Genomic DNA, 14,315 nt, shown 5'->3' with positions numbered 1-14,315 from the left:
GGATGTTTCTCCAGACTTAGAATGCTGACATCGTCATGAAAGCCGCCTGCCATGAAAAAACTCGTTCTTGCTTCGAATAACGCCGGCAAGTTGCGCGAATTCCAGGCCTTGCTGGCCCCGCTGGGCTGGACGGTGCTGCCGCAGGCCGAACTGGGCGTGCCGGAAGCGGATGAGCCACACTGTACATTCATCGAAAACGCCCTGCTCAAGGCCCGCCATGCCGCCGCGCATACCGGGCTGCCGGCCTTGGCAGACGATTCCGGTATCTGCGTGAATGCTCTGCAGGGGGCGCCCGGTGTGTATTCGGCCCGCTTTGCCGGTGCGCCGAAGTCCGACGAACGCAACAACGCCTTGCTCATTGAAAAGCTCAAGGGCGAGGTGGACCGCCGCGCCCACTACGTTTGCGTGCTGGTCATGGTGCGGAGTGCCGAGGATCCGCAACCACTGATCGCTGAGGGCGAATGGCACGGCGAGATCATCGATGTGCCGCGCGGCGCCGGTGGTTTCGGTTACGACCCCTATTTCCTGCTGCCCGAGATGGGCCAGACCGCCGCCGAACTCGATGCGGCACTGAAGAACGCCCTGAGCCATCGTGGCAAAGCCAGTCGCCTGCTGATCGAACGCCTGCGCGGACTGGGCTGAGATCATGGACGCCCTGCTCGAGCAGTGCCGCACGCGTTTTGCCGACACCCTCGCAGCCGCGCTGGCCGAATGTGGCTTGCGTCTGCCGGCCGTGCAGGAAGTGATACGGCGGGAGGCCGCCAGTGCCTTCCGTGAGCTGGCTGGCCTGCACAGCAAGGAGGAATACCAGCGCCTGCGCAGCGTCACGGCTTCGCGTATCAGCCTGGTGCACCCGGAGGATATGGACCTCACGGTGGCCCTGATCAATCTCAGCCACGCCCTGGGAGACGCCTGCGAACGCGAGTTGCCACGCCTGCACCTGCTCTTCATGCGCCTGCTCGGGCAGGACAGCTCTGTGCTGGACCAGCTTCCCGTGGGGCCGGATGCCGTCTGCGTGGCTTTGCGCGGGGTATGTGATTCCGGCGAGATCGCGCCGGAGCTGCGTCTCGAGCTGCCGGACCTGGTCCGGCCCTATCTGAGTGTGCTGCTCCGCGAGCTCTACAGCGGGCTCACCGAAACCTTGCAGGCGGCTGGCGTGGAGCCGGTGTCCCTGCTGCGCTCCGGCCAGGACGCAGGTGGCAGCGGCTACCAGCCGCTGCAGGAGCGGGTGCCGCTGGCCAGCGGCGATGGCAAGGGCTACGGCGGCCCCGGTAGCGAAAGTCTCAACATCGGGCGTACGCTGGATGGCCCCCTGGGTCAGTTGCAGGAGCGTTTGCTGCGCAATCGCCAGAGCGGCGCCGCAGCCAGTGCGCCGACCCTCGATCCGGCTCTGCTGGCGGCCATCATGGAACGCGTCTTCATCTGGCTTACCGAGCGCCAGCAGGCCGCCGCCGATGCTGCGCCGGGCAGCCTGGCCGAGCTGCAGGCCCTCCTGCCCGCCGCCAGCAATGCCACGCTGGATGCCATCAATCTGAGTTTTGACGTGCTATGCGCCGATGCCCGTCTGTGCCCACCAGTACGTGCCAGCCTCGCACGCCTGCGCCTGCCGGTAGCCAAGGCAGCGCTGATTGAGGGCGAGGTGCTGGGGCAGGCCGACGGGGTGGTCAGCCGTTTCCTTGAGGCTTTGCTGCGCCTGGGCTATGCCCTGGCGCCCGATGCCGCGGCGGCGGACCCGCTGTGTAGCGCCATCGATGCGGCGGTGCTGCGCATCCAGCGCGAGTTCGAGCGTGATCCCGCCGTGTTTGCCCGCGAAGCCGCGCTGCTGGGCGAGCATGAAGCGGCTTTGCTGGCCCGCCAGGCGGAAGCCTGCGCAGCTTTCCAGCCCGCCTTGCAGCAGGAGGCCCAGCGCGAGCATTCGCGCAATCGCGCCGCACGCGCCGTGCGGGCGCTATGCGCTGGCGATCTGCCACGGCCGGTGCGGGTCTTTCTTGAACGTCTGTGGGTACGTGTGCTGGCCGCGATCCACCAGCATGGTGGCGGCGAGAAATCGCCGGCCTGGCTGCGCGCCTTGCGCACTGCCAACCAGCTGGTCGAGAGTGTGCAGCCGCGCAGCGATGCGGCCAGCCGCGATGCCTTGCTGGCTGGCTTGCCGGGCCTGCTGGCCGAGCTGCGTGCCGGCCTGGATGCCATCGGTACGCCGGAAGCCTTGCGTGAGCGCGCTTTTCAGAGTTTCGCCAGCCTTCATGCGCTGGCCATGCAGGGGCGTGAGTCCGGGCCCTCATTGGGCGACGACATCCTGAAAGCGACGCCGCCCCGCCTTGAAGCCGCCAGTCAGCAGCCGGGTCTGCAATGGGTGCGTCTGGCGCCGGAAACCGACAGCCCGCCGCCCGAGTGGATTGCCCAGCTGGCGGCAGACCACTGGCTGGACCTGTGCCTGCCGGGCGAGGCCGGCAGCCTGCGGCTCCGGATCTGCGCCTGCGAGGGCAGCCCGAGGATGTATCTGGCGTGCACGCTGGATGCCACGCGTTGCCTGGTCATTCCGCAGCGCTGGCTACAGCAGGCCGAGGCTCGGGCACAGGCCTTGCCTGCCGGCGCGCTCTTCGAGCAGGCGGCCGAGACGGCGCTGCGCGCAGGGGCGGGCTATCATTGAACCGTGGAAGCCGCCCTGGCGCTTCCGGGAGCCCATCATGAAAAAAACCATTCCCCTGATTCTTGCCCTTACCCTCTCCTTGGCCAGCACCCTGAGCCTGGCTCAGAAACTGGAGCCGATTGCTGAAATTCCGCCGCCGCCCGCTGGTGCCAACGATCCTGAGCCGGAGATCACGATCCGCAATCGTGGCGGTGATCGCTATGAGGAATACCGCCTCCATGGTCAGCTCTACATGATCAAGGTGACCCCGCGTGTGGGCCCCGCCTATTACCTCGTATCCCGCGAGCGGGGCGGTGCATTCCAGCGTGTGAATGATCTGGATCGCGCCCAGATGATTCCGCAGTGGGTGCTCTTTAGCTGGTAAGCAGCGCTTGCCCACACAAGAAAGCCGCCTCGCAAGGCGGCTTTTTCATGCGCTTGGCTTGCCTCAGCGGGCTGGCTTGGCCACTGGTGAGCTGACCAGCGAATTGAGCCAGTTTTCCAGATTGGAGTAGCCGTTGCGGGCCAGCTTTGCGCCATCGGCCGGGTTCTTCGGATCTAGGCGCCGGGCGATTTCCCAGTCATCGGGGATGCCATCTCCATCCGTGTCGAGCGGCGGCGTGCCCTGCGGCACAGCGGGCCAGCTGCCAACTTCTTCCTGCGAGTCGATGATGCGGCCGCTGCCTTCGGAGACCTGCTCGATCACGCGTAGATCCACCGAATCGCGCCAGGGGTAGCTGGCCCCGACGTCACTGAGCACCCGAATGAAGGCGTCCAGGGCCGGCCAGGTGGTCACCGCCGGGGCGGCGAAAGCCTGCACAGCCACGGTGTATTTGTCCGGCGCGGGCTTGACCTTGTCGGGCGGCGCGCCCGCGCCAAGCAGCCTGGAGTTGTCCCGTGAAGCGGCCGGATTGCCCTGCATGAAATTGCCGGCCACAAAGAGCTGGATCTTGCCCGGCGTGGCCTTGTCGGTCATTACCAGTGGCTCGATCAGCACCGAGTATTTCGCCGGCTTGATGTAGTTGTTTACGTAATTGATGTTGATCCAGCCATCATTGGTGCCGGAGGCGTAGTCGCCCCAGCCGTAGATCACGTTGTTGCGAAAATCGATGCTGCCGGGTGCCGTGTTCTTGAAGTAGTTGTCACCAAAGCGTGGGTTGCGCCCGCGATGGTGGGCGTACACGTTGTGATGCAGCGATACGCCGCCATTCACGCGCAGCAGCGAGCCGTAACCGTGCGCGCCCTTGGCATGCACGCTCTTGTTGAGGCTCTCGGCAATCAGGCTCCACTGGATCGTGATATCAGCCACATCCCCTTCGGTGGACAGCGATTCGTCGGTGGACCAGCCGGCGCTCACATGGTCGATCACCACCCGGCGTGCGCCGTGCATCACGCCCAGGGCATCGTCTTCGGTCTTTGTCAGGTTGCCGAGGCGGAAGCGCATGTAGCGCAGCACCACATCGCTGGCATAGATGCGCGTGGTGTAGCCGGCCACCGTCACGCCGCCGCCAGGCGAGGTCTGGCCGGCAAGCGTGATATTGGGGTGGCGGATCGCCAGCGGCGACTGGAGATGAATCGTGCCGGCCACCCGGAACACCACCGTGCGCGGCCCTTCGGTTTCCACCGCCGCGCGCAGGCTGCCGGGGCCGGCGTCATTCAGGTTGGTGACGGCGATCACCCGCCCGCCGCGTCCGGCCACGGTATCGGCCCCGAAGCCCTCTGCGCCCGGAAAGGCCGGCAAGGCAAAAACGGCGGAAGAGGCGAGCAGCAGGCTGGCGGCCAGTGGCGCTCTGGCGAAACGCTGAATGGACATGATGGTGCGGTCTCCGGACAATGATGAAACCGCCTCTGACCGGGCGGATTGCTGCAGCATAACGAATGCGCCCCCGCAGAGGTGGCAGCGCGGCAGATATCACACCCATTCCAGCGGATTTCACAAACACCCCGACCATGAAGCCTGATTCCCTCGCCGTACGCGACTACCTGCAGGGCCTGCAGGATGGCATCGTCGCCACCCTCGAAGATTTCGATGGCCAGCCCTTCCGCACCGATGCCTGGCAGCGCCCGGAAGGCGGTGAAGGCATCACCCGGGTCATCGAAGGCGGCAACTTCTTCGAACGCGGCGGGGTGAATTTCTCGCATGTCTTCGGCAGCAAGCTGCCGCCCTCTGCCTCGGCCAACCGTCCGGAACTCGCCGGCAGCGGCTTCGAGGCGATGGGCGTATCGCTGGTGCTGCATCCGCGAAATCCCTGGTGCCCCACGGTGCACATGAACGTGCGCTTCTTCATTGCCCGGCCGCAGGATGAAGCGGCCGAGCCGACGTGGTGGTTTGGCGGTGGCATGGATCTCACGCCCTACTATGGCTTCGAGGACGATGCCCGCCACTTCCATGCCACCTGCAAACAGGCGGTGGCTTTTTTTGGGCCGGCGCTGCATCCGCGTTTCAAGGACTGGTGCGACAAGTACTTCCACCTCAAGCACCGCAACGAAGCGCGCGGCGTGGGCGGCCTGTTCTTCGATGATTTCAACGAGCTGGGCTTCGCCAACAGCTTCGCGCTGACCCGCTCGGTCGGCGACGCTTTTCTCAAGGCGTATCTGCCGATCATCGAGCGCCGTCGTGACACGCCTTACGGCGAGCGCGAGCGTGATTTCCAAGCCTACCGGCGCGGCCGCTATGTGGAGTTCAACCTGGTCTTCGACCGCGGCACCCTTTTCGGCCTGCAGTCGGGCGGGCGTACCGAATCCATCCTGATGTCGCTGCCGCCCGAGGTGAAGTGGCGTTATGACTGGCAACCGGAGCCGGGCAGCGCCGAGGCCAGGCTGTATACCGATTTCCTGCCGGTGCGGGACTGGGTCTGACGATGAACAAGCAGAAACTCCGCCGCACTCCGCCTCAGGAACTTGCTGTTGCCGCCGCAGGCTACCAGCGCGAAGCCGTCATCCCGCATTGCCCGACGTGTGCAGCGCCCTGTTGCAAGCTCGACAAGCTGGTGCTGGAGCTGGAATGGGCACAGGTCAAGGGCCTCTGGCAGCTCGAAGAATCACGCAAGGCTTTCGACAAACGCCTCGCCACAGGTCGGGGCCCGATCGAGATCCGCCCGGCCAACGGTCTCTACTACGCGCACAGCAAACCCTGCCCGGCCTTCGATGCGGCCTGCGGCTGCACGGTCTATACCACCCCGCTCAAACCGGTGGGCTGCAGTGATTTCCCGGTCTATGAAAACGAAGGTGAAATCATGGCCGATCTGCGCTGCGAGGCCGTGGACATCGAGGCGCTGAAGGCCGCGCTGACCCGTGATCTCGGGCCGGATACCCGCATCAGGCAGTCGGCCGACCGGGACTTCCCCTTTCTGGTCACGTTGTCCGTACAGCGCTAGTCCTGGCGGGTTTCGCTGGCGGGCCTGAAGAGGGCGTGGAACGCGCGATCGGCGCGCAGTATGTGGTTGGCCACCATGTCGACGATCAGGAAGTCGATCAACTCTGCCGCAGCGGCGGCGGACTGCGCTTGCGTTAGCTCGGCGCGCAGCCTGGCCGCCTTGCTGAGCAGGCGCGTGTGTTCCAGGCGGTGGGCGATGAGCCCCGGCCAGTCGGCCTCTCCCAGCACCTCTTCCTCATAGCGGAAGTGGCTGTCCAGGTCGTCGATGAGTCGATCGATGGCTGCGCATACGCTCGCCAGATTGCCTGGTTCCAGTTTGGCGGCCGTCTCTTGCACCCTCTCGACGCACTCGAACAGGCTGCGGTGCTGGGCATCGATCTGGCTATGGCCCGATTCGAAGTGGCGTCGCCACAGCAGGCGGGCATGGCGTACCGTCATCGCGTGATCCTGCGCATCACGCGGGGGGGCGGCCAGCACGACGCGGTTACGCCCTTCCGACTTGGCGCCGTAGAGCGCCTCATCGGCCCGCGACAGCGCGCGTCCGATGCTCTCATGAGGCGTGGCCCATTCCGCAACGCCGATGCTGACGCTGACCTTCAGGCCGCCACTGAAAGCCAGGCTGGCAATTGCCTGGCGAATCTTCTCGGCTGCCGTCGCTGCATGTCCGGCGTCGGCATAGGGCATCAGCACGGTGAATTCATCGCCACCCCAGCGGGTAACCAGATCGGATTCGCGGATGCAGGCTTTTACGGTCTGGGCGACCTGCTTGAGCACCTGATCGCCGATTTCATGCCCGCAGCTGTCGTTGATCGATTTGAAGTGATCGATATCAAAAATCAGGATGGCGACCGGATAGGCGTGGCGTTGTGCCCGCTCGTGTTCCAGCGGTGCCCGCTTCTCGAAGTGGCGGCGGTTCCACAGCCCGGTCAGGGCATCGGTTTCGCTCTGCGCGCGCAGCCGCTGCTCCAGCTCATGGCGCTCGGTGATATTGCTGGCTACCCACACCACAGCCTCTTCGCCGTCGACACGGAAGGCCAGGGCCTGCACGCGTCCCTCGAACCAGATGCGTTGCTGCGGCCCGTCGCTATTTAGCCCCTTCACGTCACTGCCGGCCAGCCCGTATTCCACCACATGCAGCGTGCCGGCCTGCAGTGCTTTGGCGATCTCAGCGAGGAACCAGTCGGCCTTCTCCGCCACCAGTACATCGCTGATGCGTTGCCCGACCAGGCCGCTGCCGTCGTGGTAGTAGCGGGCGTCCGAGCCACCCAGTACCGCCACGTAGCGGCCGCTGCGAGTCAGGATGAAGACTGGGTCGGGCAAGGCGCCGAGGATCTCGGTCAGTTCGGCGAGGGAGAACATGCGGGTGGCCCGGCGGTGTGCGTTGCAGAAACAGACCTTTTGTACGACAGGCGCGCCACTTTGTTAAGCCTGTACCCGAGGGCGATGCGGCATTCCGCCACGCTGCGCATGAAACAGGTGTTCGCCCTGACTGATTCGGTGGACCATGCTCAGTCCTTGCGCACGTCGGACCAGGCTGCACCGGTCAGGCTAGCAAGCTGGGCCGGGCTCAGCGGGAAGACCGAGAAGGGCGTGCCGGCTGCCGCCCACAGGCGCTCGAAGCGCAGCAGATCGGCATCCATCACCAGCCGTACCGGCTGGGCGTGGCCCAGCGGGGCGACACCCCCGATCACATAGCCGGTGGCGGTACGCACGAAATCGGCGTCCGCCCGGCCCAGGGTTTCGCCCACCAGGGCAGCCACCTTTTTCTCGCACACCCGGTTCTCGCCGCTGGCGATCACCACCACTGCCTGATCGCTCTGCTTGCCGCGGAAAACGATGGATTTAGCGATCTCGGCCACGCTGCAGCCCACCGCTTCCGCGGCCTCGGCCGAGGTCCGCGTCGGTTGCTCGAATTCGACCACCGTGGTGGAAACACCTGCCTCATCCAGAAGTTGCTGGATGCGGCGGGCGTTAGGGTGTTCGGCAGGCTTCATTTCAATGCCCCGCGAAATCGACCAGCGTGAACAGCTGCAGGCCTGAGTCACGCAAAAGCTGCGAGCCGCCCAGCTCGGGCAGGTCAACAATCGCCGCACCCTCCACCACCGTGGCGCCGAGGCGCTCGAGCAGCTTCTTGCCGGCCATCATGGTGCCGCCGGTGGCGATCAGGTCGTCGATCAGCAGTACGCGGTCGCCGGCTTTGCAGGCGTCGGCATGCATCTCGACGGTGGCGCTGCCGTATTCGAGTTCGTATTCCTCGGCGATCGTGGTGTAGGGCAGCTTGCCCTTCTTGCGGATCGGCACGAAGCCCACGTTCAGCTCATAGGCCACGATGGAGCCGATGATGAAGCCGCGCGCGTCCAGTCCGGCCACCACGTCGATCTTCTGGTGCATGTAGCGCAGCACGAAATGCTGCACCAGCACGCGGAGCGCCGCCGGGTCCTGCAGCAGCGGGGTGATGTCACGGAATTGCACGCCCGGCTGAGGCCAGTCGGGCACGGTGCGGATATGGTCGCGCAGATTGTTGGGGTCGAGCAGCATGGTTTCCTCCAGATAGCGGCAGGATTCTAGCCCGCCAGACGGCTCCGGGGCCGCTGCTATACTTTGCGCTTGACCGGGCGCAGACCCGGCCCCAAATGGGCTCCAGACAGCTGTTCCCCGGCTGCTGCCCCTGCTACTGCAAGAGAGATCATGAAAAAAGACGCATCGCACCACCTCGAAGCTTTCCTCTTCGGCAGCCGCTGGCTGCAAGCTCCGCTCTACCTCGGCCTGGTCTTCGCTCAGGGCGTGTACGTGTTCAAGTTCCTGCAGGAGCTGATCCATCTGGTGACTCACGCGGTGAGCTTCACCGAAGTGGACATCATGCTGATTGTGCTGGGCCTGATCGATGTGGTGATGGTGGCCAACCTGTTGTTGATGGTGATCGTAGGCGGCTATCAGACCTTCGTCTCGCGTCTTGATCTGGATGATCACCCGGACCAACCGGAATGGCTCTCGCATGTGAATGCCGGCGTGCTCAAGATCAAGCTGGCCACGGCGCTGATCGGCATCTCCTCAATCCATCTGCTCAAGACCTTCATCGAAGTCGGCAGCAAGATGGCCCAGGCCACCGATCCCTTTGCGCTGACTCGGCTCGAGCATGGTGTGATGTTCCAGATCGGCATCCACCTGACTTTCGTTCTCTCGGCTCTGGTCATGGCCTATACCGACAGGATCATGAACAGCACCCTGCTGTTGAGCAAAGACCTCGAACATTGATTCGTAGGGCGGGCTTCAGCCCGCCATGTCCGGTTGAGGCCGCACCTACGGCCCCAGCCATGTCAGCCCTAGCCGAAAACAAAGAGAGAACTTATATGGCCACCATCAAGCAAGCCGACCTGATTGACAGCGTCGCCGCCGCCCTGCAATACATCAGCTACTACCATCCGGTGGATTACATCAAGGGCCTCGCCCGTGCCTACGAGATGGAGGCCAGCCCGGCCGCCAAGGATGCGATGGCGCAGATCCTGATCAACTCGCGCATGAGTGCCGAAGGGCACCGCCCGATCTGTCAGGACACCGGCATCGTCACCGTCTTCCTCAAGGTCGGCATGAACGTGCAATGGGAAGGTTTCACCGGTTCGCTGGAAGATGCGGTGAACGAAGGCGTGCGCCGCGCCTACAACCATCCGGACAACAAGCTGCGCGCCTCGGTGCTGGCTGACCCGGCCGGCAAGCGCGCTAACACCAAGGACAACACCCCGGCAGTGATCAACATGAGCATCGTGCCGGGTGACAAGGTGGACGTGATCGTCGCCGCCAAGGGCGGTGGCTCGGAAGCCAAGAGCAAGTTCGCCATGCTGAATCCCTCGGACTCCATCGTCGACTGGGTGCTGAAAACCGTGCCGACCATGGGCGCTGGCTGGTGCCCGCCCGGCATGCTCGGCATCGGCATCGGCGGCACCGCCGAGAAGGCCATGCTGCTGGCCAAGGAAGCGCTGATGGAGCCGATCGACATCCTCGACCTGATCGAGCGCGGCCCCAAGACCCGCGCCGAAGAGCTGCGCATTGAGCTGTACGAAAAGGTGAACGCGCTGGGCATCGGCGCACAAGGCCTCGGCGGCCTGACCACCGTGCTCGACGTGAAGATCCTCGACTACCCGACCCACGCTGCCAACCTGCCCGTCGCCCTGATTCCGAACTGCGCGGCTACCCGCCACGCCCACTTCGAGCTGGATGGCAGCGGCCCGGTCTATCTGGACCCGCCTTCGCTGGACGATTGGCCCAGCCTCACCTACGACGCCTCCAAGGGCAAGCGCGTGAATCTGGACACCGTGACCCGCGAAGAAGTCGCCTCATGGAAGCCGGGCGACGTGCTGCTGCTCAACGGCAAGATGCTCACCGGCCGCGACGCCGCGCACAAGCGCATGACCGACATGCTCAACAAGGGTGAAAAGCTGCCGGTCGATCTGGCTGGCAAGTTCATCTACTACGTCGGCCCGGTCGACCCGGTGCGCGACGAAGTCGTCGGCCCGGCCGGCCCCACCACCGCCACGCGCATGGACAAGTTCACCGAGCAGGTGCTGGCACAGACGGGTCTCTTGGGCATGATCGGCAAGTCCGAGCGCGGCCCGGTCGCCATCGAAGCCATCAAGAAGCACCAGTCGGTGTACCTGATGGCTGTGGGCGGCGCCGCCTACCTCGTCTCCAAGGCGATCAAGGCCGCGCGCGTACTGGCCTTCGAGGATCTGGGCATGGAAGCCATCTACGAATTCACCGTTCAGGACATGCCGGTGACTGTGGCGGTGGATTCCACCGGCATTTCGGTACATGAAACCGGGCCGAAGGAATGGCAGGCAAAGATCGGCAAGATCCCGGTCAAGACGGCCTGAGTTGGACACCTCCAAAGCCCGCAGCGATGCGGGCTTTTTCATGTGATGGCAAAATTCCACCCATGAAGCGCTTCGAATTCCGCCTCGACATCAGCCCCACCCAATACCTCGCCTATTACCGTGGCGAGGTATTGCAGGTGGTGGTGAATCTGGCCAACGGCCAGACCATGAGCTTTCCGGCCGGGCTGCTGCGCGAATTCGTTTTGGCCGACGGCATCCACGGCGAATTCGTGCTGACCTGCGACGATCACAACAAGGGCGCCAGGCTCAGCCGCAGGCCGCGACCGCGCTCGATCCGGGTGCGCGCCTGAGACGCTGCACGATCTGTAGCGAGAGGCCGTCAGCAGGGCATCGATACGCACAGGAACCGGAGTTTATGTTGATCAATGAGGATTCCGAGCAGCGCATGAGCCCTGATCACGGCCTCGCAGTAAGATCGTGAACAGCTTCTGAGACTTGTCTGTCAGGGGCGCAGGCAGTGCTGGTCGGCCTGGCAAGCGAGTTGGCGGGCGCGCTGCAGATCGCGCTCCTGTTCCTGACCGACCATCCAGCCAGCCACGTAAGCGACAACCAGCAAGCCCAGCAGCATGGCTGCCAGGTGCGACAGGCTGAAAACCGGCAGGCGCCAGCCTGGCAGGCTGGCGAGGGAGCGGGGTGCGTTATCGGGATGCATGAGCTGTCCTCCGTAGTTCAGATTCATCAATTCATCAGTGCGAGGCCGAGGGATCCACGGCGCGCGTGGCGCGCGGGGCTAGCCAGATGCTGCAGGCCGCCACGAACAGGATCACGGCGATCAGCATGAACAGTTGGTTGGTGGCGAGCATCACGCTCTGGCCTTCGACCAGGCGTTCAAGCGAGCCGAGGGTGCCCGGGTCTTGCAAGGCATGGGCGGCTGAGCCGAGTGGATCGAGCTGGCTGGCGACGCCGGCCTGATTCACCGGATCGAGCGTGGCCACCATGTCGGCGCGGTTGAACTGGATGCGGTCTTCCCAGCTGGCGGTGGTCAGCGAGGTGGCAAAGGCCCCGGCGAGCGTCCGCAGGAAGTTCATCAGGCCGGCGGCCGAGGCGGTCTCGCGTTCTTCCACGCTGCCCAGGATCTGGCCAGTGAGCGGCACGAAGAAGAAGGGCATGCCGATGCCCATCACCAGCAGCGGCAGGGCGACCTGCCAGTAGGTCATGTCGGTGGTGCCGAAGGCGCGCCACAGGGTGACCGCGCCGAGCCAGGAGACGCCGAAGAAGACCAGCGGACGCGAGTCGATCTTGCTCGAGAGCATCGCTGCGAAGGGCGCGCACAGCACCGCCAGCACGCCGCTCCAGGCCGTGGCCATGCCTGACCAGGTGGCGGTGTAACCCATGTGCTGCTGCAGCCACAGCGGGGTCAGCACATTGGCGCCGAAGAAGGCGCCGAAGGCCAGCACCAGCGTGAGCACGCCGAAGGAATAGCCGCGATGGCGGAACACCCGCAGGTCCACGATCGGGTGGCGCTCGTTGAGCTCCCAGATCAGGAAGGCCGCGAAGCCGATCACGGCTACGATGGCGAGACCTACGATGAGTGGCGAGGAAAACCAGTCCAGATTCTTGCCTTCGTCGAGCATGATCTGCAGGGCGCCAACCCAGATGATCAGCAGGGCGAGGCCAATTTTGTCGATCGGTGCCTTTTCCAGACCAGTCTCGTAGCGCTTGAGCAGACCCCAACCGAACCAGGCGCATATCAGGGCGATCGGCACGTTGATGTAGAAGATCCAGGACCAGTGGCTCTGGTCGCAGATCACCCCGCCCACGATGGGGCCGAGAATCGGGGCGACCAGGGTGGTCATGGCCCAGATCGCTGTGGCTGCCGCGGCCTTGTCCTTCGGGAAGATGCGCAGCAGCAGGGTTTGCGACAGCGGCATGAGCGGGCCACCGGCCAGCCCCTGTAGCACGCGCGCGCCCACCAGCATGCCCAGCGAGTTCGAGAAGCCGCACAACAGGGATGCGAGGCCGAACAGGGCCATGGAGGTCACGAACACGCGTACCGCGCCGAAGCGCCCGGCCAGCCAGCCGGTGAGCGGTACGGTGATGGCCTCGGCCACCGCGTAGGAGGTGATCACCCAGGTGCCTTGGCTGCTGGTGACGCCGAGACTGCCGGCGATCGTGGCGACCGACACGTTGGCGATGGTCATGTCCAGCACGGCGATGAAGTTCGCCAGTGCCAGCACCAGTGCGCCGACAATCAGCATGCCCCCGCGCAGGGGCTGCTCGCCGTTGGGGAGAAGAGCCTGATTCATGGGGCGGTGCTCAGTTGGTGCTGCTGCGGGTGTCGATGGTGGCGTGCATGGAGAGGCCGACCTGCAAGGGGTGGGCGGCCAGATCGGTCGGGTCGAGCTCGATGCGCACCGGCAGGCGCTGCACCACCTTGATCCAGTTGCCGCTGGCGTTCTGCGCCGGGATGGCGGCGAAGGCAGCGCCGGTGCCGCCGGAGAAGCCGGCCACCGTGCCGTGGTAAGTCACCTTGTCGCCATAGATGTCGGCGCGCAGCTCAACCTTCTGGCCTACGCGCACGTCCTGCAGCTGGACTTCCTTGTAGTTCGCATCGACGTGCATGCGCGCCACCGGCACCACCGAGAGCAGGCTGGCACCGGCCTGCACGCGCTGGCCCACCTGCACCGCGCGGCGAGCCACCACGCCATCCACCGGCGCGCGCACTACGGTGCGCTGCAGGTCGACCAGGGCCTGATCGCGGCGGGCGCGAGCGAGCGCCACTTCGGGGTTGGTCTCGAGCGTGCTGTCGTCGATCAGCACTGAGTTCGCTTCACGCGAGCCGACGGCGGCGGCGCGGTTGGCGCGGGCCTGGGCGGCGCCGGCCTTGGCCGCAGCCAGTGCAGCCTGGGCCGCATCGAAGCTGTTGCGGGCGCGGCTCAGCTCTTCGCCGGAGACCGAGCCGGAGCCGGCCAGGGCTTCGCGGCGACGCAGATCGATACCGGCGCGTTCGAAATCGGACTCGGCCGAAGCGAGTTGGGCGGCGGCGCGCTGTTCGTCGGCTGCCCGTGCGGCGATCTGGGCCGAGAGGCCGCTATCGGTGGCCTGGTAGCCGCGCACCTTGCGCACTGCGCGGCCATATTCGGCTTCGGCCTGGGCCAGCGCCAGACGCGCATCGGTGTCGTCGATCACGATCAGCACATCGCCGGCCTTCACGGCCTGGGTATCGCTGACCTTCACTTCGCGCACGGTGCCGCCGACGGCGGGGGTGACCTGGGCAATCTCGGCGGCGGCATAGGCGTTGTCGGTGGTGACGAAGTGTGAGGCGTAGAGACCGTAGTAGAGGCTGTAGCCGACAACAGCCAGTGCTACGACGCCGCCGAGTGCGGTGAACAGGGTCTTGCGGCGCTGGCCGTTGCGGGCATCGATGGCGAGGTCTTCTTCGCTGACGGCGTGGATCTTGGCGGTGGAGGTCTGGGACATG

The 14,315-nt window shown here is 65.1% G+C and carries 15 protein-coding genes; 8 read left to right on the top strand and 7 right to left on the bottom strand.

The annotated features are described in order from the left end of the window. Window positions 1-51: 51 nt before the first annotated feature. From rdgB to Q3Y64_RS09175, 3 genes are read left to right on the top strand one after another with little or no spacing between them, the layout of a single operon-like run. Window positions 52-642, top strand: a complete 591-nt coding sequence (rdgB, locus tag Q3Y64_RS09185; RefSeq protein WP_303561214.1) for an RdgB/HAM1 family non-canonical purine NTP pyrophosphatase — start codon at window positions 52-54, stop codon at window positions 640-642. Window positions 643-646: 4 nt separating this feature from the next. Continuing rightward, window positions 647-2,650: a DUF1631 family protein gene (locus Q3Y64_RS09180; RefSeq protein ID WP_303561213.1), complete on the top strand. Its 2,004-nt coding sequence runs from the start codon at window positions 647-649 to the stop codon at window positions 2,648-2,650. Window positions 2,651-2,687: 37 nt separating this feature from the next. Continuing rightward, complete coding sequence (locus Q3Y64_RS09175) at window positions 2,688-3,014, top strand: DUF2782 domain-containing protein (protein WP_101940374.1); 327 nt, start codon at window positions 2,688-2,690, stop codon at window positions 3,012-3,014. Window positions 3,015-3,077: 63 nt separating this feature from the next. Here the strand turns inward: Q3Y64_RS09175 and Q3Y64_RS09170 are convergent, their stop codons facing one another. Then, a complete protein-coding gene (locus tag Q3Y64_RS09170) occupies window positions 3,078-4,442 on the bottom strand; it encodes a polysaccharide lyase family 1 protein (RefSeq protein WP_303561208.1) in 1,365 nt (454 codons plus the stop codon). 137 nt (window positions 4,443-4,579) lie between these two features. Here Q3Y64_RS09170 and hemF point away from each other — a divergent pair, with 137 nt between their 5' ends. Next, a complete protein-coding gene (hemF, locus tag Q3Y64_RS09165) occupies window positions 4,580-5,488 on the top strand; it encodes an oxygen-dependent coproporphyrinogen oxidase (protein WP_303561206.1) in 909 nt (302 codons plus the stop codon). A gap of 2 nt (window positions 5,489-5,490) precedes the next feature. Beyond that, the gene (locus Q3Y64_RS09160; protein WP_170023235.1) at window positions 5,491-6,006 is read left to right on the top strand and encodes a hypothetical protein; all 516 of its coding nucleotides are present in this window, start codon (window positions 5,491-5,493) and stop codon (window positions 6,004-6,006) included. Here the strand turns inward: Q3Y64_RS09160 and Q3Y64_RS09155 are convergent. The 3 genes from Q3Y64_RS09155 to Q3Y64_RS09145 form a co-directional block, all read right to left on the bottom strand. Further along, complete coding sequence (locus Q3Y64_RS09155; RefSeq protein WP_303561203.1) at window positions 6,003-7,364, bottom strand: diguanylate cyclase; 1,362 nt, start codon at window positions 7,362-7,364, stop codon at window positions 6,003-6,005. The two genes, Q3Y64_RS09160 and Q3Y64_RS09155, sit on opposite strands and share 4 nt — an antisense overlap. A gap of 149 nt (window positions 7,365-7,513) precedes the next feature. Further along, the gene (locus Q3Y64_RS09150) at window positions 7,514-7,999 is read right to left on the bottom strand and encodes a YbaK/EbsC family protein (RefSeq protein ID WP_101940369.1); all 486 of its coding nucleotides are present in this window, start codon (window positions 7,997-7,999) and stop codon (window positions 7,514-7,516) included. A 1-nt stretch (window position 8,000) separates the two neighbouring features. Further along, window positions 8,001-8,543, bottom strand: a complete 543-nt coding sequence (locus Q3Y64_RS09145) for an adenine phosphoribosyltransferase (RefSeq protein ID WP_101940368.1) — start codon at window positions 8,541-8,543, stop codon at window positions 8,001-8,003. A gap of 150 nt (window positions 8,544-8,693) precedes the next feature. Here Q3Y64_RS09145 and Q3Y64_RS09140 point away from each other — a divergent pair, with 150 nt between their 5' ends. From Q3Y64_RS09140 to Q3Y64_RS09130, 3 genes are all read left to right on the top strand, one after another. Further along, on the top strand, window positions 8,694-9,260 hold the full coding sequence (locus Q3Y64_RS09140; RefSeq protein WP_101940367.1) for a TIGR00645 family protein: 567 nt from the start codon (window positions 8,694-8,696) through the stop codon (window positions 9,258-9,260). Between the two features lie 95 nt (window positions 9,261-9,355). Then, entirely contained in the window at window positions 9,356-10,873 is a 1,518-nt protein-coding gene (locus Q3Y64_RS09135; protein WP_303561197.1) for a fumarate hydratase, read from the top strand. Between the two features lie 62 nt (window positions 10,874-10,935). Further along, window positions 10,936-11,184: a DUF2835 family protein gene (locus Q3Y64_RS09130; RefSeq protein ID WP_101940364.1), complete on the top strand. Its 249-nt coding sequence runs from the start codon at window positions 10,936-10,938 to the stop codon at window positions 11,182-11,184. A 152-nt stretch (window positions 11,185-11,336) separates the two neighbouring features. On the opposite strand, the gene Q3Y64_RS09125 is transcribed toward Q3Y64_RS09130, so the two are convergent. From Q3Y64_RS09125 to Q3Y64_RS09115, 3 genes are read right to left on the bottom strand one after another with little or no spacing between them, the layout of a single operon-like run. After that, on the bottom strand, window positions 11,337-11,546 hold the full coding sequence (locus Q3Y64_RS09125) for a hypothetical protein (RefSeq protein ID WP_143707311.1): 210 nt from the start codon (window positions 11,544-11,546) through the stop codon (window positions 11,337-11,339). Window positions 11,547-11,580: 34 nt separating this feature from the next. Beyond that, entirely contained in the window at window positions 11,581-13,140 is a 1,560-nt protein-coding gene (locus Q3Y64_RS09120; protein WP_254048159.1) for a DHA2 family efflux MFS transporter permease subunit, read from the bottom strand. Window positions 13,141-13,150: 10 nt separating this feature from the next. Beyond that, on the bottom strand, window positions 13,151-14,314 hold the full coding sequence (locus Q3Y64_RS09115) for an HlyD family secretion protein (RefSeq protein ID WP_170023244.1): 1,164 nt from the start codon (window positions 14,312-14,314) through the stop codon (window positions 13,151-13,153). Window position 14,315: the final 1 nt, after the last annotated feature.

Origin of the sequence: Uliginosibacterium sp. 31-12 (assembly GCF_030548425.1) — a bacterium.
GTDB lineage: Bacteria > Pseudomonadota > Gammaproteobacteria > Burkholderiales > Rhodocyclaceae > Uliginosibacterium > Uliginosibacterium aquaticum.
The sequence above is the reverse complement of the archived record's forward strand: the minus strand, read 5'-3'. Positions and strand labels throughout refer to the sequence as shown.

What these genes read in the sequence shown, in the direction of transcription:
- Q3Y64_RS09180 (WP_303561213.1), top strand. Translation starts at nt 647, where the DNA reads ATGGACGCCCTGCTCGAGCAGTGCCGCACGCGTTTTGCCGACACCCTC.
- Q3Y64_RS09115 (WP_170023244.1), bottom strand. Translation starts at nt 14,314, where the DNA reads ATGTCCCAGACCTCCACCGCCAAGATCCACGCCGTCAGCGAAGAAGAC.
- rdgB (WP_303561214.1), top strand. Translation starts at nt 52, where the DNA reads ATGAAAAAACTCGTTCTTGCTTCGAATAACGCCGGCAAGTTGCGCGAA.
- Q3Y64_RS09120 (WP_254048159.1), bottom strand. Translation starts at nt 13,140, where the DNA reads ATGAATCAGGCTCTTCTCCCCAACGGCGAGCAGCCCCTGCGCGGGGGC.
- Q3Y64_RS09140 (WP_101940367.1), top strand. Translation starts at nt 8,694, where the DNA reads ATGAAAAAAGACGCATCGCACCACCTCGAAGCTTTCCTCTTCGGCAGC.
- Q3Y64_RS09125 (WP_143707311.1), bottom strand. Translation starts at nt 11,546, where the DNA reads ATGCATCCCGATAACGCACCCCGCTCCCTCGCCAGCCTGCCAGGCTGG.
- Q3Y64_RS09175 (WP_101940374.1), top strand. Translation starts at nt 2,688, where the DNA reads ATGAAAAAAACCATTCCCCTGATTCTTGCCCTTACCCTCTCCTTGGCC.
- Q3Y64_RS09160 (WP_170023235.1), top strand. Translation starts at nt 5,491, where the DNA reads ATGAACAAGCAGAAACTCCGCCGCACTCCGCCTCAGGAACTTGCTGTT.
- Q3Y64_RS09135 (WP_303561197.1), top strand. Translation starts at nt 9,356, where the DNA reads ATGGCCACCATCAAGCAAGCCGACCTGATTGACAGCGTCGCCGCCGCC.
- Q3Y64_RS09170 (WP_303561208.1), bottom strand. Translation starts at nt 4,442, where the DNA reads ATGTCCATTCAGCGTTTCGCCAGAGCGCCACTGGCCGCCAGCCTGCTG.
- Q3Y64_RS09130 (WP_101940364.1), top strand. Translation starts at nt 10,936, where the DNA reads ATGAAGCGCTTCGAATTCCGCCTCGACATCAGCCCCACCCAATACCTC.
- Q3Y64_RS09150 (WP_101940369.1), bottom strand. Translation starts at nt 7,999, where the DNA reads ATGAAGCCTGCCGAACACCCTAACGCCCGCCGCATCCAGCAACTTCTG.
- hemF (WP_303561206.1), top strand. Translation starts at nt 4,580, where the DNA reads ATGAAGCCTGATTCCCTCGCCGTACGCGACTACCTGCAGGGCCTGCAG.
- Q3Y64_RS09155 (WP_303561203.1), bottom strand. Translation starts at nt 7,364, where the DNA reads ATGTTCTCCCTCGCCGAACTGACCGAGATCCTCGGCGCCTTGCCCGAC.
- Q3Y64_RS09145 (WP_101940368.1), bottom strand. Translation starts at nt 8,543, where the DNA reads ATGCTGCTCGACCCCAACAATCTGCGCGACCATATCCGCACCGTGCCC.